This window comes from Streptomyces sp. NPDC046909 (assembly GCF_040644695.1).
GTDB lineage: Bacteria > Actinomycetota > Actinomycetes > Streptomycetales > Streptomycetaceae > Streptomyces.
In genome coordinates this window covers 98,226-115,110 of record NZ_JBEYXC010000010.1, presented here as the reverse complement: position 1 = coordinate 115,110, position 16,885 = coordinate 98,226, and the positions used below count along the sequence as shown (strand labels likewise).

Genomic DNA, 16,885 nt, shown 5'->3' with positions numbered 1-16,885 from the left:
GTACCGGGGCAGAATCGCTCCGCGGGGGTACGAGGAGGGGGGACGGCGCATGCACATGCGCGACCGGGTGCGATGGATAGGGGCGAGCGCGGCCGCCGCGGTGCTCGGCACACTGTGGGCGGCCTGGCCGGAGGACGACTCCGCGGGCCCCCCGCCCCTGGTCCCCACCGACCTGCGCGACCGCGACCCCGCGGCCACCCCCGCCGCCCGCCGCGTCTACGCCCTCCTCGCCGGCCTGGAGAACAACGCCCGCCGCGGCCGCGCCTCCCGCACGGTGATCGGCCAGCACGTGGAGCTGCACAACGAGCGGTACAACCCGAAGTACGGGGACTACTTGGGGACGAAGCAGCCCGGGTACTACTACAAGAAGGCGCGGGACATCACCGGGCGGCTGCCGGGCTTCGTGGAGCTGGATCTGGGGCCCGGGTACAACCGGCCGGGCTGGGCGGTGGGCCAGGCCCGCTCCTACAACGGCTCCTGGCCGAGTTGCCGCCGCAACTGGGGGTACGTCGAGGACGCCGTCGACCTCGCCGTCGGCGTGTGGGCGGGCCTGCCCCGGGCGGCCGACGGCTCCTACCGGCCCTCCGGCACCCACACCGAGTGCTCCTCCGGCATCCGGGTCTCCCTTCCGCACAACGGAGGCGGCCCGGCGGGGCTGGTGGGCCTGTCGTTCCACCAGCCGTACCCCGGCAGCCCCGTCAAGGGCTTCGAGCAGACCAAGCATGTGAACTCGCCCGGCGCCAAGGACGCGGGCTGGTTCCGCCGGGTGGTCACCGAGGGCAGCTCCGAGTACCGAGCCCTCCTGCACGACCTGGACTTTCTCGCGGACCACCTCGGCTATCTCGCGGACCGGGGCGTGCCGGTGCTGCTACGCCCGTACCACGAGATGAACACGGCCCCGGGTCACGGTTTCTGGTGGGCGGGCCAGGATCCCGCCGCGTTCCGCAAGCTGTGGCGACTGACGTACGACCATCTCGTACGCCGTCGCGGCCTGCACAACCTGATCTTCGTGTGGGCGCCGAACTCCTGGGACGGGAGCTACGGCCGCGAGCCCCGGGCCTACTACCCGGGCGGCCGCTACGTCGACATCGTCGGCGTGGACGACTACAGCGACAGCCCGGCCAAGCCCTTCGGCGGGGGCGCCTGGACGGAGGTCTGGTACCGCGGCCTGGAGCGTTACCGCAGGCCCCGGATCGTCTCCGAGTCCTTCCACGTACCGCTCAACGCGGCCCAGCCCAGGACGCTGGCCGAAACACCATGGGTGCTGTGGACCGTGTGGGGCCAGGCGCTGTCGTACGAGAACGTCTCCGCGCCCCGGCACAAGAACACGGCGGCCGACGTGAAACGCACCTATGGATCACCAAAAGTGATCACGAGTAGCCATTTTCGGACTAGTGACACCGAGTAAAGATCACTACACAAGACGTCACTCGGTTAACTTTTGAACACATCTCTCTCACACGCTTTCCCTGTACCGCGCACGCATGCGAGGATCGGTGGCCTGTTCGGTCAGTGGTTCGGACGCCTGGGGGGGCATCTGAGCGGCCACTGACCGAGGCGCCAGAGAAGGCGTTGAGGGGGATGGGCCCGGAACAACAATGACGTCGTGGTGCGCTCGCGCGCGCTGTGGCCGAGATCCGTCGTTGCCTCAACGCACCACCGATCTCACAGGAGTTCCGAAGCCGTCATGACATCGACACTGGTCGACGGGGGGGTGCCGCAGTATTCGCGGCACAATCAGAAGCTCGCCAAGCGCACCGCGTCCTGGAAGCCGGGCATTCTCCCGTTCCTGTTGCCCTTCGTGCTTCTGACCGCCTTCGGACTGTGGAGCTACAGACCCAGCTCGTCCCTGATGAGCTGGATCCTGACCGTCGTCTGGTCACTTCCGGTGGCCGGCGTGATGGTCGGCATCCAGGGCGCTCTGCTGATCCGCCGCCGGGTCCGCAAGAGCGATCAGATGACTCCTCCGGCACCCGCCGAGCAGGACTTCCTGATCGCCCTCTGCCCGACCATCGGCCGACACGACACGTACCCGGCGCTGGAGCGCTCGATCCTGTCGTACGTCGAGCATCTGCCGGAGTACTTCCCGCACATGCGCGTCGACATCCTCACCGAGGAGGGCTGTGAGGCCACCGAGGCCATCGACAATCTCGCAGCCTCCCACCCGCTGATCCGGGTCATCACCGTCCCCAAGGACTACGTCCCGGCCAACGGCACCCGCTTCAAGGCCCGCGCCAACCACTACGCCCACGAGCTGCGCATCGCCGAGGGCGAGGCCCTGGACTACGTCTGGGTGCTGCACATGGACGACGACACCGGCGTCGGCCCCGACACCGCGTCCTCGCTGGCCCAGTTCATCAACCGGCAGCGTCGTGCCCACCCCGACGAGGCCAAGCACATGGCCCAGGGCATCCTCACGTACCCGCGCGAGAACGCGGTCAACATGTTCACCTGGCTCGCCGACGCGGTGCGCCCCGCCGACGACATCGCCCGCTTCCGGGCGCTGACCGGCATGGGCACCCCGGCCGCCGGTGTGCACGGCGAGCTGCTGGTGCTACGCGCGTCCATCGAGGCCGAGATCGGCTGGGACTTCGGGCCCAAGGAGATCGTCGAGGACGCCCGGCTCGCCCTGACCTTCTGCCGCAAGTACCCCGGCAGGAGCGACTGGTTCAACGGCCGCTGCTACGGCGCCTCGCCCGCCAGCGCCGCCGACTTCGTCAAGCAGCGCGACCGCTGGGCCTGGGGTCTGGTCGCCCTCTGCTGCAACCGGGCCGTGCCCCTGCGCTACCGCTGGTTCCTGTCGATCTGCGTGGCCACCTGGATCCTCGGCCCGCTCCAGCACATCGGCGCCGTGCTTCTCATCGGCTGGCTGTTCAACGACATGAACACCTCGCCGGTGACCCAGTCCATCGTGATCCTCTGGGCCCTCAACTTCGCCTATGTGATCTGGACCTACTGGGAGGGGCTGCGGCTCAACGCCCTGGCCTCGGTCAGCGGTCGACGCAAGTGGTGGGAGCCGATCGTCGTGGTCGCGCTCATCCCCGTCTTCTCGATCATGGAGGGACTCGGTGGCTTCAAGGGCTTCCTGAAGTTCGTCCGGCGCGAGGAGAACAAGTTCGTCGTGATCGCCAAGCCCGCCTGAGCCCCCGGAAGACCACTGACCATGCGTTCACGATTGCCCCTGCTTGCCATTTTCCCGGTGACCGTCCTCACCATCGTGCTGGGCACCCCGTTCGTCTTCGGCGACCATCCGGTGCGCTGGGAAGCGGGCTCGAGGCTGCCCAAGCTCGTCCTGGGCGACGCTCCCGAGGAGACCACCGCCCCGGCCGCCACCACGGACGGCAAGAAGTCCAAGCCCTCCTCCGACTCCGACTCCGACTCCGGCACCGACGCCCTCCAGGTCGCCAAGCCCTGGAAGCCCGGCATGCCGCAGTGGGGCGCACAGGTCTACTGGGAGGAGGAGAAGAAGGAACGGTCCGACGAGTTCATCGAGTCCCAGGCCCGTAAGCAGGCCAAGTACCTCATCGATCTGGGTGCCAACTCGGTGTCCCTCTCCTTCCCCTACTTCACCGGCGGCGTCACCTCCAGCCAGGTTTCCCGGGGCAACGCGACCCCGTCCCCGGACCGCGTGGAGAAGGTGCTGAAGGTGTTCAAGGACGCCGGTTTCCGCACCACGCTCCGCCCCGTCATGGACGAGGACACCCTCAAGACGTCGAGCGACTGGCGCGGCAGCATCGAACCGGCCTCGCGCTCCGCCTGGTTCGCGTCGTACACGAAGCTCGTCACGCCGTACATCGAAGCCGCCGAGAACACGAAGACGAACACCTTCGTGATCGGCACCGAGCTCAACTCCATGGAGGGCGAGACCGGCTGGGACACCCTGGTCGCCTCCGCCGAGAAGGACTTCTCCGGCGACATCGCCTACGACGCCAACTGGGACAACTACGTCCGCGGCCGTATCAACATGCCCGTCAGCAACCTCGGCGTCGACGCGTACTTCCCCGTCAAGGTGAAGGACACCGCCTCCATCGACACCTTGGTCGACGGGTGGAACGACTGGCTGGACCGTAAGGCCACCGGCCCGCTGCCCAAGATCACCGTGGCCGAGGCGGGCATCGGCGCCATGAACGGCGCCTATCACGCCCCCGGCGACTTCTACACCAAGCGAACCGTCAATCCTCAGGTGCAGGCCAACTGGTACACGGCGGTCTGCAGGGTCGTCCAGGAACGCAAGATGAGCGGCGTCTACTGGTGGTCGATCTGGTTCGACGACGACCCGAACACCAAGCCCGACGACAAGACCGCCTCCCGGCTCGACTTCGCCGGGCGCCCCTTGACCGAGAAGGCCATCAAGACCTGCTTCAGCTCTGACTACGCAGGTCCCGGGACCGACGACTCCACCAGCTGACCGAGCGAGGCAATCATGCAGGAAGCCATCATCCTCGTGGGCGGCAAGGGAACGCGCTTGCGCCCGCTCACCAACCACACCCCCAAGCCGCTGCTCAGCGTCGCGGGTTCCTCCTTCATCCGGCACCAGATAGCCAAGCTGATGGACGCCGGCGTCGAGCACGTCGTGTTCGCCACCTCGTACCTCGCCAGCCTCTTCGAGGAGGAGTTCAAGGACTTCTCCCAGGACCTGGCGATCTCCTACGCCGTCGAGGAGGTGCCCCTCGGCACCGGCGGCGCCATCCGCAACGCCGGCCGCCTGCTGCGCGGCGAGGACCCGGACGCCCCGGTCCTCATCCTCAACGGCGACATCCTGTCCGGCGTCGACCTGCGCGCCCTCCTGGAGCGGCACGAGACGCAGGACGCGGACGTGACCCTGCACCTCACCCGGGTCCTCGACCCGCGCGCCTTCGGCCTGGTCCCCACCGACGAGGACGGACGGGTGCTCTCCTTCCTGGAGAAGCCCAAGACGGCCGCGGAGATCGTCACCGACCAGATCAACGCCGGCTGCTACGTCTTCCGCCGCTCCGTCCTGGACGCCATCCCGGCCGACCGCGAGGTCTCGGTCGAGCAGGAGACCTTCCCGCAGCTGGTCGCCGGCGGCGGCCGGGTCTTCGGCCACACCACCCAGGAGTACTGGCGCGACCTCGGCACCCCGCTGGCCTTCGTGCACGGCTCCGCCGACCTGGTCAGCGGCAAGGCGACCTCGCCCCTGGTGGACGGCCCGTCCGAGGCGCTGATCCACCCCACGGCCGCCATCCACCCGACCGCCCGTGTCACCGGCGGCTCGACGATCGGCCCGAACGCCGTCATCGGCGCGCACGTCGTCGTCGACCGCTCGATCATCGGCGCGAACGTCACGGTCTCCGAGGGCGCCCAGGTCCACGAGTCCGTGGTGGACCACGACTCCACGATCGGCGAGGAGTCGCTCCTCCGCGAGGTCGTCGTGGGCTGCCACTCGCACGTCGGAGCCCAGAACGAACTGCCCGCCCAGTTGCGGCTGTCGTGCGGTATCCGCATCCCCGCCCAGGGTGTGCGGGTCAGCGGCACGGCCGTCGCCTGCCCGACAGTCCACTGAAGTCGCCGGCCTGACCGGACAGTTACTGGAGTACCGTGACCAGCCATCGTTCCAAGGACGCGAACGCGGAGCGCCTCCGCAAGTACCGGCCTGACATCCAGGGCCTGCGTGCCGTCGCCATCATGATGGTCGTCGCCATGCACTGCGGCATCCTCGACATCCACGGCGGCGTGGACGTCAGCTTCGTGCTCAGCGGCTTCCTCATCGGAGGCCAGCTCTTCGCCGAGATCGACAAGACCGGAAAGGTGTCCCTGACCAAGTTCTGGGCCCGCCGCTTCCGGCGTCTCGCCCCGGGCATGGCCCTCACCATCATCACCACGGCCGTCCTGTCCTGGATCTACGTCAGTCCGTTCCGTTTCCGCGAGTACATGACCGACGGACTCGCGGCGTCGATGAGCCTCATCAACTGGCGCCTCGCCGAGAACGGCACCGACTACTTCGCCAACGACGGCAGCCAGTCCCCCTACCAGCACTTCTGGTCGCTGGGCATCGAAGAGCAGTTCTATGTGGTCGCGCCGATCGTGCTCGTCGCCATCGTCTGGCTGAGCCGGCTCATCTTCCGCAACCGTTTCCTGGTGGCGGTGTTCCTGATGGCGGTCATCGGCGGCTCGTTCTACCTGGGCTACACCCAGACCACCCCGAACCAGCCGATGGCCTACTTCAGCACTCCCACCCGCATCTGGGAGATCACCTTCGGTGTCCTGCTCGCCCTGAGCGCCTCCTTCCTCTCCCGGATGAACCGCGGACTGGCCGCCTTCCTGACCTGGGTCGGCCTGGGCATGCTCCTCGTCACGGCGATGCTCATCACGAAGGACACCCCGCTGCCGGGCTACGCGGTGGCCGGTCCGCTGCTGGGCGCCTCCCTCGTCATCGCCGGCGGCTGCGCCAACCCCCGGGCCGGAGTGGAACGGATCCTCGACAACCCGGTCCTCAACTTCATCGGAAACGTCAGCTACGGGTGGTACCTGTGGCACTGGCCGCTCCTGATCCTCTGGCCCAGCATCGTCACGCGCGAGTTCGCCTACGAGGACCGGCTGCGGATCGCGGTCTTCTCCTTCCTCATCGCGTGCCTCACCCACTTCCTGGTCGAGAAGAAGTTCCGGGAGAGCGTGAAGCTCGCCCTCAGCCCGGTGCGCGGTGTGGTCACCGGCGGTGCAGTGATGGCGTCCACCGTCGCCGCCATGGCCCTCGCCCTGCATGTGGTGCCGCTCAACCTGTCCGTCGCGACCACCGGAGACAGCACGGCCGCGCTGGGCTACCAGGGCATCGACTCGGTGAAGAAGGCGGTGGCCGAGAAGGACAGCCCCGAGATCAGCGAGAAGATCCTGCTCAACGCGCCCGACGACCAGACCGAGCACGGCTGCATCGACAACATCGACGTCACGAAGTTCGAGATACGCGACGACTGCGTCATCGGCGACCGCGACGGGAAGTCCACGATCGCCGTCATCGGCGACTCGCACTCCTGGCAGTGGGGCAACGCCTTCCAGAAGCTCGGCGAGGAACTGGACGCCAAGGTGGTGACCGTGGCGAAGGGCGGCTGCAGCCCCGAGGTCTACAAGATCACCCGTGCGGACATCGGCCGCGAGTACACGGAGTGCAACAGCTGGCGGAAGTCCGCGCTGGCCTACATCGCCGACCTCAAGCCTGATGTCGTGGTCGTCGTGAACCGCGTACAGGCCACGGCCACCCGCGCAGGCGCCGAGCAGACCTTCAAGAAGCTCAAGGCCACCGGCGCCAAGCTCGTCTACATGACGGACACGCCCTACCCGGGCTTCAGTGTCCCGGACTGCCTGGCGGAGAAGGGCGACGACCTCGCGTCGTGCAGCCCGAAGTCCGACGACGTCATCGACCACGCGGACAAGCGCGCCCTGGAACGCGAGGTGGCCGAGGAGTACGGGGCCAAGGTCATCGACACGATCCCCGCGCTCTGCGCCGACGGCTACTGCCCTGCCGTGATCGGCGGCCATGTCGTCTACTTCGACTACAGCCACATGACCGGCAGCTACGCCGAGTCCCTGGAGCCGTTCCTCCAGCCGACCTTCAAGAAGATCCTGGCCGGCTGACCCACCACACAGAGCCGACCCGGAACACAACAAAGAGGGGCCCCGAAACCGGGGCCCCTCTTCAGTGCACCTGCCCCCGCACCCGGCGAGCCTGCCGCTGCCGCTCCGCCAGCAGCTCGTCCGCCGGATAAGCGACCTCCTCCAGCGTCAGCCCATGCGGCCGCACCACATGCACGGCACTGTCCCGCACCCCCGCGTCCAGCACCTTCCGCGGCCACTCCACGCCGCGGTGCCCGTCCCCCACGAACAGCAGCGCCCCCACCATGGACCGCACCTGGTTGTGGCAGAACGCGTCGGCGCGGACCTCGATCTCGACGACCCCGTCCGCGCTCCGCCGCACCCCGAAGTCGAAGATCTCCCGAACCGTCGACGCCCCCTCACGCTTCTTCGCGTAGGCGGCGAAGTCATGCTCCCCGACCAGCGACTTGGCGGCGGCGTCCATCACCGCGACGTCCAACTCCCAGTCGTGCCACAGCACATGATTACGGAGCAGCGGATCGACACCCCCGGGCCGATCCCCGACCCGGTACACATACCGCCGCCACAACGCCGCGAACCGGGCGTTGAACCCCTCGGCGGCCTCCCCGACCGCCCACACCCGCACATCCTTGGGAAGCCGCCCGGCCAGCCTCTTGAGCAGCTTCTCCCGATGCTCCGCCCACACGTCCTCGGGCAGATCGACATGAGCCACCTGCCCCCGGGCATGCACCCCCGCATCCGTCCGCCCGGCCACGGTCAGCTCGTACGTCGTCTCCCCCGACCGCGTCACGGTCCGCAGAGCATCCTCGACCTCCCCCTGCACGGTCCGCTGCCCACCGGCCTGCTTGGCCCAGCCACGGAAGTCGCTCCCGTCGTAGGACAGGTCGAGACGGACACGTACGAAACCGGGCGCTGCTTCTTCACTCACAGGGAGATCCTCTCAGGAACACAAAAGCGGGCCCGCTCCTCGAAAGGAACGGGCCCACTGTGCGGAACGCTTACGCGTCCTTGGACTCCTCAGCCGCCGCGTCCTCGACCTCGTCGGTCTTGGTCACGTCGACCTTGGTCTCCTCGGCGGCCGGAGCAGCCTCGGCGTCCTTGGCGGCACGCTTCGTCGCGGCCTCGGCCTCACCAGTGGCCTGCTGCGCGACCGTCAGCGCCTCGACCAGCTCGATGACAGCCATGGGCGCGTTGTCGCCACGGCGGTTACCGATCTTGGTGATACGGGTGTAGCCACCCGGACGGTTCTCGTACCGCGGGCCGATCTCGGTGAAGAGCGTGTGCACGATGCTCTTGTCCGTGATGACCTGAAGCACCTGGCGGCGGTTGTGAAGGTCGCCCTTCTTCGCCTTGGTGACCAGACGCTCGGCGTACGGCCGCAGACGGCGGGCCTTCGCCTCGGTGGTGGTGATACGGCCGTGCTCGAACAGCGCCTTCGCGAGGTTCGCGAGGAGCAGCTTCTCGTGCGCGGCGCTGCCGCCCAGACGGGCACCCTTGGTGGGCTTCGGCATTTCTTTCTCCTGTGTGTCTGCCCCGGCCGTATCAGGTACCGGGGTCAGGAACCCGATGAGCGGATGCTCACCGGCAACAACCGGTCAGTACTGCGCTGTACCGCTCAGTACTGCTCGGTCTCCACGAAACCCGCGTCCGCGTCGTCGTCCGCGCCAAAGGCGTCCGCCGCGGCGGTCGGGTCGAATCCGGGCGGGCTGTCCTTGAGGGCCAGGCCCATGCCGGCCAGCTTCGCCTTGACCTCGTCGATGGACTTCGCACCGAAGTTGCGAATGTCGAGGAGGTCGGCCTCGGAACGCGCGACGAGCTCACCCACGGAGTGGATGCCCTCACGCTTGAGGCAGTTGTACGACCGAACGGTGAGCTCCAGCTCCTCGATCGGCAGCGCCAGATCAGCGGCGAGGGCGGCGTCCGTGGGGGACGGGCCCATGTCGATGCCCTCGGCGTCGATGTTCAGCTCGCGGGCGAGACCGAACAGCTCGACCAGCGTCTTACCGGCGGAGGCCATGGCGTCACGGGGACGCATCGCCTGCTTGGTCTCGACGTCGACGATCAGCTTGTCGAAGTCGGTGCGCTGCTCGACACGCGTGGCCTCGACCTTGTACGTGACCTTGAGAACCGGCGAGTAGATCGAGTCGACCGGGATACGGCCGATCTCCTGGCCCACCTGCTTGTTCTGCACGGCGGAGACATAACCACGGCCACGCTCGACCGTGAGCTCCATCTCCAGCTTGCCCTTGCCGTTGAGCGTGGCGAGGACGAGGTCGGGGTTGTGCACCTCGACACCGGCCGGGGGCGCGATGTCGGCGGCGGTGACCAGACCCGGGCCCTGCTTGCGCAGGTACATCACGACCGGCTCGTCGTGCTCCGAGGAGACGACCAGCTGCTTGATGTTGAGGATCAGGTCGGTGACGTCCTCCTTGACGCCCGGCACGGTGGTGAACTCGTGCAGGACGCCGTCGATACGGATGCTGGTGACAGCAGCGCCGGGGATCGACGACAGGAGGGTACGGCGGAGGGAGTTGCCGAGGGTGTAGCCGAAGCCCGGCTCCAGCGGCTCGATCACGAACCGGGAGCGGAATTCGTCGACGACCTCTTCGGTCAACGAGGGACGCTGAGCGATCAGCATGCGGTGAATCCTTCAGTCAGGGGCACCCACTATTTGATGCCCTGATATGCAACAAGGGTACGGGCGATACGACTCAGAAGAGCCGTACCGCCCGAAAAGCCCTGCGAAGCGAGGTCAGACGCGACGACGCTTCGGCGGACGGCAGCCGTTGTGCGGGGTGGGCGTGACGTCCTGGATGGAGCCGACCTCAAGACCGGTCGCCTGAAGCGAACGGATGGCGGTCTCGCGACCCGAACCCGGGCCCTTGACGAACACGTCAACCTTGCGCATGCCGTGCTCCTGCGCGCGGCGGGCGGCCGACTCGGCGGCCATCTGCGCGGCGAAGGGGGTGGACTTGCGCGAGCCCTTGAAGCCGACGTGGCCGGCGGAGGCCCAGGAGATCACGTTGCCCGAGGGGTCCGTGATCGAGACGATCGTGTTGTTGAACGTGCTCTTGATGTGCGCGTGGCCGTGAGCGACGTTCTTCTTTTCCTTGCGGCGCACCTTCTTGGCAGCGCCCTGACGACCCTTGGGGGGCATCTGTACTCCTACGGGAGGTGGTCGGTCCTACAGCGAAGACCGCTGGACTGCGAAGTCCGCTGTGGACTACTTCTTGCCCGGCTTCTTCTTGCCGGCGATGGCGCGACGCGGGCCCTTGCGGGTACGAGCGTTCGTGCTGGTGCGCTGACCGCGGACGGGCAGGCCGCGACGGTGACGGAGACCCTGGTAGCAGCCGATCTCGACCTTGCGGCGGATGTCGGCCTGGATCTCGCGACGGAGGTCACCCTCGGTCTTGATGTTGCTGTCGACGTACTCACGAATCGCGACGAGCTGCTCCTCGGAGAGGTCGCGAACGCGGGTGTTCGGGTCGATACCGGTCTCGGCCAGCGTCTGCTGGGAGAGGGTCCGGCCGATGCCGAACACGTAGGTGAGGGCGACCTCCACGCGCTTTTCGCGCGGGATGTCAACACCGGAAACGCGTGCCATTCAATGGCTCCAGTTGATCTTCGGAGGTCTGACGCAGAACCGGCTCCCGACCGCCGTACCAGGTACGAATCGGGTCCTCGGCCTCCGAACCGAGGGTGTCGGACATGGCGTGTCCGGGTTCCGCGTATTTACATAATCAGCTCGCGTCGCGCGAAGTCTCTGCGAAGGCAGAGGGTGCGGCTGTTTGCGACTAGCCCTGGCGCTGCTTGTGGCGCGGGTTCTCGCAAATCACCATGACCCGGCCGTGACGGCGGATCACCCTGCACTTGTCGCAGATCTTCTTGACGCTCGGCTTGACCTTCATGAGATTGAGGTTCTCCGAGTCAGAGGGATCTACTTGTACCGGTAGACGATCCGGCCACGCGTCAGGTCGTACGGAGACAGCTCCACCACGACCCGGTCGTCAGGGAGGATGCGGATGTAGTGCATACGCATCTTGCCGCTGATGTGTGCCAGGACCTGGTGGCCGTTCTGGAGCTCGACCTTGAACATGGCGTTCGGAAGAGACTCGACGACAGTGCCCTCGATCTCGATGGCACCTTGCTTCTTGGCCACGCTTCGCCCTTCGAATCGACTACCTTGATCGACTCCCGCACTTGTCTCTTACGAGCGCATGCGGACATGCGGGTGCACGAGAGCCGACGAGTCAGTCTACGTCAGCACACCCGGAAAGACGAATCGAGGAAGAATGCCCGGAGAGGTAGATCATTAAGCACGCAGGGGACGCAGACTCGCCCCTTTAGGGGCGCGGGGCTGTATCGATTTGCGGCTCCGCCGCGTGGGCGCGACCAGCCCCCACACACCCGCAGACAACAGACGTTCTATGCGAGCGGATCCGGAGCGGCGGTCACGCCGTACTCCGCCAGCTTCGCCCTACCCCCGTCGGGAGACGTGAGCACCAGCGGCCCCTCCGCCGTCAGCGCCACCGAGTGCTCCCAGTGGGACGACCACGTGCCGTCGGTCGTGATGACCGTCCAGTCGTCCGAGAGGACCTCCGTCTTCGGCGTCCCCAGGGAGACCATCGGCTCGATCGCGAGGCAGGTCCCGGGGACCAGCTTCGGACCCTTGCCCCGCCGCCGGTCGACGTAGTTCAGCAGATGCGGGTCCATGTGCATCTCGGTGCCGATGCCGTGACCGCCGTAGTCCTCGACGATCCCGTACTTCCCGCCGCCCGGCTTCGGCTGCCGGCGGATGTACGTCTCGATGGCCCGGGAGATGTCCACGAGCCGGTTGCCCTGCTTCATGGCCGCGATGCCGGCCCACATCGACTCCTCCGTCACCCGGGAGAGCTCGACCAGCTCCGGAGCGTGACCCGAGCCCACGAAGGCCGTGTAGGCGGCGTCACCGTGCCAGCCGTCGACGATCGCGCCGGCGTCGATGGAGATGATGTCGCCGTCCTTGAGGACGACGTCCTCGGAGGGGATGCCGTGGACCACGACCTCGTTGACCGAGGTGCAGATCGTCGCCGGGAAGCCGCCGTACCCGAGGAAGTTCGACTTCGCCCCGTGCTCGGCCAGCACCTTGCGCGCGACCTCGTCCAGGTCCTTCGTGGACGCCCCCGGCACGGCCGCTTCGCGCGTGGCCGCGTGGATGGCGGCGACGACCAGCCCCGCCGCCCGCATCTTGGCGATCTGGTCGGGGTTCTTGATCTGCACTGTCAGCTCTGCCCTTTCACGGGATCCCGGTCTTGTACACCACAACAGTACGGCCCCCGGCGGCGTGCCGACACGCGGTCGTCCCCGTCGGGCCCCGCCCCGCTCAGCGCCGAGTGAACACCGGCGTCCAGCGGCTGTCGTCGCGCAGCGTCTGCGACCGGAACCCGGAGAGCGGCAAGGTGCTCCCGTCCAGGCCGACCAGAAGCAGCTGGTTGCGGAACTCGCCCTTGCCCGGGTCGCAGCGCTCGGGATCGCAGCGCCAGGCGATGAGGTGCCGGTCGTCGGCCCACGCGAGCAGCTGCTGGCCGGGGATCACGGCGGCCCGCTCACCGTTCTTCACCCGGCGCACCTCGGAGACGATCTCTTTGCCCTCCCCCACGAAGGCCCCGGTCTCCAGCTTTCCGTCGGGAGACGGTACGACTCCCGGGTCGTACGGCCCGGCCTCCCGCTCCGGGGCCGGGACCTCCTTGCCGGTCCCGTCGTAGAAGACCCGGCCCGCCTCGTTGTCGGCGGGCGCCCACACCCGCTCCCCGTCACGGCTCCACTCGAAGTCCTGGCGCCCGCCGACGGGCATCCCCGGTTCGGTCTTCCGGGCCGGCCGCTCGGCGAAGGCCGCCTTGCCGGAGGCGACGTCGATCACATAGAAGCCGGTGCGGCTCTGCTTGGGCCCCGGGACCGTCCGGTCGTTCAGCACGTAGGACGCGTCCTTGAACAGCCCGTCCGGGTTGAGCCGGTACGCCGTCGCCAGCAGCCGCCTGCCGTCCGGCGAGAACCGCACGCCGCCGACACCGCCACCGACACCGCCGTCGACGTCGATCCAACGCCGCACCTTGCCCGTGGCCAGATCCACCAGCCCTATCCGGTCGACGGGCAGATCGCGCTCCAGGACCGCCGCGGTCCGCATCCCGGGGGCGACGTCCACCCAGGCCCAGTCCGTCTTCGTATACCGGCCGGTGGCCGTGTCGAGCAGCCACCATTCATAGGTGCCGACCGCGTTCCCGTCGGGCTGCTTCACCAACTTCGTCGTGTAGTACGCCGAGACGGCGACGCTTCCCGCCGCGATCAGCTGCCGGGGCGGCGACTGGTCCGGGTGCGCCGCGACGCCCGTGACGCCGGTGACACCGGCCGCCTTCGCCGCGGGCCGCCCTTCCGTATCATCGCCGCCGCGCAGGGCGAGCGGTACGGCGATCCCCGCGGCGACGACGGCGGCGACGAGGCCGGTCACCACGAGGCGGCGAGCCCTGAACGGGGTCCTGGTCTGCGGGTCGGGGGCCATGCTGTACCTCCACAAGAGACGGGAAAACGAGAAAGGGGCCGCTCCCGCGAACACGGAGCAGCCCCTCTGGAGCGGATCTCAACCCATCAGCCGGCGAAGCGTCAGCGCACGGGTCGAGCTAGCGCATCCGCGGTTTACTCGTTGAACCACTCCGGCGACCAGACAGAGGCGCCGCCGCCGTTCCACCAGACCTGCATCTTGTAGACGGACAGCTGGCCGATGTTCTCGCCCTTCTTGTCACAGCCGGAGTTGCCCCCGTCGTCGAGGGTCCACAGCCGCGACTGGATACCGGCCGAGTTCCGGACCCACAGGGCACCGGTGACTCCATGGCCGTCGGCCTTCTTGTCGCAGACCTCGAAGACATCGCCGTCGTCGTGGAAGTGCATGTAGCCACGGCCCGACGGGAGGGTGATCTGCTTGTCGCTCTCGGCCTGCGCCGAGGCACTCAGCCCGACCACCAGAGAGGCGGTCGCACCGGCCACCAGGGCCGCACGGGCGAGCTTTGCCTTCAACATATTCCTCTTCCCCATGAGGTTGTTGCGTCACCGGAGGTCAGCCGGTGAGGTCATGTGAACCCTATGTGTCGCCTGTGTCGCATGTCCACATCAATTTGACCTTGCCGTTTGCCCTTGCATTTCGCCCTTGCCGAGGGCACAACACAACGGCCGCGGCGTCCCGAAGGACACCGCGGCCGTGGGGCCACGCGAACTACTTGTTCTCGGCGGCTTCGCCCTTGAGCGCCTCAAGGGCGCGCTGCGTGATCTCGTCCACCGGACCCAGGGAGGAGATCGTCACGACCAGCCCCTGCGCCTTGTAGTAGTCGATGATCGGCTCGGTCTGCGTGTGGTAGACCTCAAGGCGCGTGCGGACGGTCGCCTCGGAGTCGTCGTCCCGCTGGTACAGCTCGCCGCCGCAGACGTCACAGACGCCTTCCTTGACCGGCTTCTTGTACGTCACATGGAAGACGTGCGAGGAGTCGTTACGGCAGATGCGCCGGCCGGCGATCCGCTTGACGACCTCCTCCTCGGGGGCCTCCAGGTCCAGCACCGCGTCCAGCTTGATGCCCTCGGTGGTGAGGAGTTCGTCCAGCGCCTCGGCCTGCGAGACGTTCCGCGGGAAGCCGTCGAGCAGGAAGCCGTTGACGGCGTCCGGCTGCTCCATGCGGTCCTTCGCCATCGCGATGGTGACCTCGTCGGGGACGAGGTTGCCGGCGTCCATGTAGGACTTCGCGAGTTTGCCAAGGTCCGTCTGCCGGCTGATGTTGGCGCGGAACAGGTCGCCCGTGGAGATGTGCGGGACACGCAGTTTCTCTGCGAGGCGCGTGGCCTGCGTTCCCTTTCCGGCACCAGGCGGCCCGACGAGGACGATTCGCATCAGCGGAGGAACCCTTCGTAATTGCGCTGCTGGAGCTGGCTCTCGATCTGCTTCACCGTCTCAAGACCCACACCCACGATGATCAGGATGCTGGTCCCGCCGAACGGGAAGTTCTGGTTTGCCCCGAAACCAACCAACGCCATCGTCGGGATGAGAGCGATCAGACCCAAGTACAGCGAACCCGGCCAGGTGATCCGGTTGAGCACGTAGGAGAGGTACTCAGCGGTCGGTCGGCCAGCCCGGATGCCCGGGATGAAGCCACCATACTTCTTCATGTTGTCGGCGACTTCCTCGGGGTTGAACGAGATCGCGACGTAGAAGAAGGCGAAGAAAACGATCAGCAGGAAGTACATGCTGATGTAGATCGGGTGGTTGCCCTTGGTCAGGTTCTGCTCGATCCAGGTCTTCCAGCTGGAATTGCTGCTGGAGAACTGCGCGATCAGAGCCGGGATGTAGAGCAGCGACGACGCGAAGATGACGGGAATCACACCCGCCTGGTTCACCTTCAGCGGGATGTACGTCGACGTACCGCCGTAGGCACGGCGGCCGATCATCCGCTTCGCGTACTGAACCGGAATACGGCGCTGAGCCTGCTCGACGAAGACCACCAGGCCGACCATGACCAGGCCGACGGCGATGACGGTGCCGAACTCGATCCAGCCGTCGGCCAGGGTGCCGGACTTCTTGATGGCCCACAGCGCGGACGGGAAGGTCGCGGCGATCGAGATGAACATCAGGATCGACATGCCGTTGCCGATACCGCGGTCGGTGATGAGCTCACCGAGCCACATGACGACGGCCGTACCGGCGGTCATGGTGATGACCATGACGACGGTGGTGAAGATCGAGCGGTCCGGGACGATGGTCGACGCCGCGGTGCAGCCGGAGAAGAGGGCGCCGCTGCGGGCGGTGGCGACGAGGCCGGTGCCCTGAAGGATGGCGAGCGCCACGGTCAGGTAACGGGTGTACTGCGTGATCTTCGCCGTTCCGGCCGAGCCCTCCTTCTTGAGGGCTTCGAGGCGCGGAATGACCACGGTCAGCAGCTGCAGGATGATGCTCGCCGTGATGTACGGCATGATCCCGAGCGCGAAGATGGTGATCTGCAGCAGCGCGCCGCCACTGAACATGTTGACCAGACCGAAGAGGCCCTGGTTCGCGGACGCCTCGTCGACGCACTGCTGAACGGACGTGTAGTCGACGCCGGGGATCGGAATGTGCGTACCGACCCGGTACACGACGATGATGCCCAGCGTGAAGAGCAGCTTCTTGCGCAGGTCGGGCGTCTTGAACGCCCGGGCGAACGCGGTGAGCACGGTGCCTCCTGCGACCCCCGCGCTACTGCGTCAAGGGTGACGGTCTTGAGGTTCGACGGATACAGACGAATGCATAACGGTCAACTGCCGCTCA

Annotated in this window: 17 protein-coding genes; 5 read left to right on the top strand and 12 right to left on the bottom strand. The window is 67.2% G+C overall.

Annotated elements, in window-relative coordinates; translation table 11 throughout:
• Window positions 1-49 precede the first annotated feature (49 nt).
• The 5 genes from ABZ928_RS31100 to ABZ928_RS31080 all read left to right on the top strand — a co-directional run bounded on the left by ABZ928_RS31100 (window position 50) and on the right by ABZ928_RS31080 (window position 7,590).
• Window positions 50-1,408, top strand: a complete 1,359-nt coding sequence (locus ABZ928_RS31100; RefSeq protein ID WP_361526125.1) for a glycosyl hydrolase — start codon at window positions 50-52, stop codon at window positions 1,406-1,408.
• A 279-nt stretch (window positions 1,409-1,687) separates the two neighbouring features.
• On the top strand, window positions 1,688-3,142 hold the full coding sequence (locus tag ABZ928_RS31095) for a glycosyltransferase family 2 protein (protein WP_361526123.1): 1,455 nt from the start codon (window positions 1,688-1,690) through the stop codon (window positions 3,140-3,142).
• A gap of 57 nt (window positions 3,143-3,199) precedes the next feature.
• Complete coding sequence (locus ABZ928_RS31090) at window positions 3,200-4,408, top strand: hypothetical protein (protein ID WP_361526120.1); 1,209 nt, start codon at window positions 3,200-3,202, stop codon at window positions 4,406-4,408.
• A gap of 15 nt (window positions 4,409-4,423) precedes the next feature.
• Window positions 4,424-5,524, top strand: a complete 1,101-nt coding sequence (locus ABZ928_RS31085; RefSeq protein WP_361526117.1) for an NDP-sugar synthase — start codon at window positions 4,424-4,426, stop codon at window positions 5,522-5,524.
• 35 nt (window positions 5,525-5,559) lie between these two features.
• Window positions 5,560-7,590, top strand: coding sequence for an acyltransferase family protein (locus ABZ928_RS31080; RefSeq protein ID WP_361526114.1), 2,031 nt, complete (start codon window positions 5,560-5,562; stop codon window positions 7,588-7,590).
• A 61-nt stretch (window positions 7,591-7,651) separates the two neighbouring features.
• On the opposite strand, the gene truA is transcribed toward ABZ928_RS31080, so the two are convergent.
• From truA to secY, 12 genes are all read right to left on the bottom strand, one after another.
• The gene (gene truA / locus ABZ928_RS31075; protein ID WP_361526111.1) at window positions 7,652-8,497 is read right to left on the bottom strand and encodes a tRNA pseudouridine(38-40) synthase TruA; all 846 of its coding nucleotides are present in this window, start codon (window positions 8,495-8,497) and stop codon (window positions 7,652-7,654) included.
• A 70-nt stretch (window positions 8,498-8,567) separates the two neighbouring features.
• On the bottom strand, window positions 8,568-9,080 hold the full coding sequence (gene rplQ / locus ABZ928_RS31070) for a 50S ribosomal protein L17 (RefSeq protein WP_361526108.1): 513 nt from the start codon (window positions 9,078-9,080) through the stop codon (window positions 8,568-8,570).
• 104 nt (window positions 9,081-9,184) lie between these two features.
• The gene (locus tag ABZ928_RS31065) at window positions 9,185-10,207 is read right to left on the bottom strand and encodes a DNA-directed RNA polymerase subunit alpha (protein ID WP_003966937.1); all 1,023 of its coding nucleotides are present in this window, start codon (window positions 10,205-10,207) and stop codon (window positions 9,185-9,187) included.
• 114 nt (window positions 10,208-10,321) lie between these two features.
• The gene (rpsK, locus tag ABZ928_RS31060) at window positions 10,322-10,726 is read right to left on the bottom strand and encodes a 30S ribosomal protein S11 (protein WP_003956432.1); all 405 of its coding nucleotides are present in this window, start codon (window positions 10,724-10,726) and stop codon (window positions 10,322-10,324) included.
• Between the two features lie 66 nt (window positions 10,727-10,792).
• A complete protein-coding gene (rpsM, locus tag ABZ928_RS31055) occupies window positions 10,793-11,173 on the bottom strand; it encodes a 30S ribosomal protein S13 (RefSeq protein WP_093477045.1) in 381 nt (126 codons plus the stop codon).
• A 190-nt stretch (window positions 11,174-11,363) separates the two neighbouring features.
• A complete protein-coding gene (gene rpmJ, locus ABZ928_RS31050) occupies window positions 11,364-11,477 on the bottom strand; it encodes a 50S ribosomal protein L36 (RefSeq protein ID WP_003998809.1) in 114 nt (37 codons plus the stop codon).
• Between the two features lie 29 nt (window positions 11,478-11,506).
• The gene (gene infA, locus ABZ928_RS31045) at window positions 11,507-11,728 is read right to left on the bottom strand and encodes a translation initiation factor IF-1 (protein WP_003948620.1); all 222 of its coding nucleotides are present in this window, start codon (window positions 11,726-11,728) and stop codon (window positions 11,507-11,509) included.
• 266 nt (window positions 11,729-11,994) lie between these two features.
• Entirely contained in the window at window positions 11,995-12,828 is an 834-nt protein-coding gene (gene map, locus ABZ928_RS31040; RefSeq protein WP_361526104.1) for a type I methionyl aminopeptidase, read from the bottom strand.
• 103 nt (window positions 12,829-12,931) lie between these two features.
• Window positions 12,932-14,104: a hypothetical protein gene (locus ABZ928_RS31035; RefSeq protein WP_361526101.1), complete on the bottom strand. Its 1,173-nt coding sequence runs from the start codon at window positions 14,102-14,104 to the stop codon at window positions 12,932-12,934.
• A 134-nt stretch (window positions 14,105-14,238) separates the two neighbouring features.
• Window positions 14,239-14,619 (bottom strand): hypothetical protein, encoded by a 381-nt coding sequence (locus ABZ928_RS31030; RefSeq protein WP_361526099.1) that lies wholly within the window; start codon window positions 14,617-14,619, stop codon window positions 14,239-14,241.
• A gap of 193 nt (window positions 14,620-14,812) precedes the next feature.
• On the bottom strand, window positions 14,813-15,478 hold the full coding sequence (locus ABZ928_RS31025; protein ID WP_361526096.1) for an adenylate kinase: 666 nt from the start codon (window positions 15,476-15,478) through the stop codon (window positions 14,813-14,815).
• On the bottom strand, window positions 15,478-16,791 hold the full coding sequence (secY, locus tag ABZ928_RS31020) for a preprotein translocase subunit SecY (RefSeq protein ID WP_361526093.1): 1,314 nt from the start codon (window positions 16,789-16,791) through the stop codon (window positions 15,478-15,480). Before secY ends, ABZ928_RS31025 begins: the two co-directional genes overlap by 1 nt.
• Window positions 16,792-16,885: the final 94 nt, after the last annotated feature.

Excerpts from the sequence above, each read along its gene's own strand:
- ABZ928_RS31100 (WP_361526125.1), top strand. The coding sequence starts at position 50 with ATGCACATGCGCGACCGGGTGCGATGGATAGGGGCGAGCGCGGCCGCC.
- rpsK (WP_003956432.1), bottom strand. The coding sequence starts at position 10,726 with ATGCCCCCCAAGGGTCGTCAGGGCGCTGCCAAGAAGGTGCGCCGCAAG.
- rpsM (WP_093477045.1), bottom strand. The coding sequence starts at position 11,173 with ATGGCACGCGTTTCCGGTGTTGACATCCCGCGCGAAAAGCGCGTGGAG.
- ABZ928_RS31030 (WP_361526099.1), bottom strand. The coding sequence starts at position 14,619 with ATGTTGAAGGCAAAGCTCGCCCGTGCGGCCCTGGTGGCCGGTGCGACC.
- ABZ928_RS31085 (WP_361526117.1), top strand. The coding sequence starts at position 4,424 with ATGCAGGAAGCCATCATCCTCGTGGGCGGCAAGGGAACGCGCTTGCGC.
- ABZ928_RS31025 (WP_361526096.1), bottom strand. The coding sequence starts at position 15,478 with ATGCGAATCGTCCTCGTCGGGCCGCCTGGTGCCGGAAAGGGAACGCAG.
- ABZ928_RS31095 (WP_361526123.1), top strand. The coding sequence starts at position 1,688 with ATGACATCGACACTGGTCGACGGGGGGGTGCCGCAGTATTCGCGGCAC.
- rplQ (WP_361526108.1), bottom strand. The coding sequence starts at position 9,080 with ATGCCGAAGCCCACCAAGGGTGCCCGTCTGGGCGGCAGCGCCGCGCAC.
- ABZ928_RS31065 (WP_003966937.1), bottom strand. The coding sequence starts at position 10,207 with ATGCTGATCGCTCAGCGTCCCTCGTTGACCGAAGAGGTCGTCGACGAA.
- ABZ928_RS31035 (WP_361526101.1), bottom strand. The coding sequence starts at position 14,104 with ATGGCCCCCGACCCGCAGACCAGGACCCCGTTCAGGGCTCGCCGCCTC.
- rpmJ (WP_003998809.1), bottom strand. The coding sequence starts at position 11,477 with ATGAAGGTCAAGCCGAGCGTCAAGAAGATCTGCGACAAGTGCAGGGTG.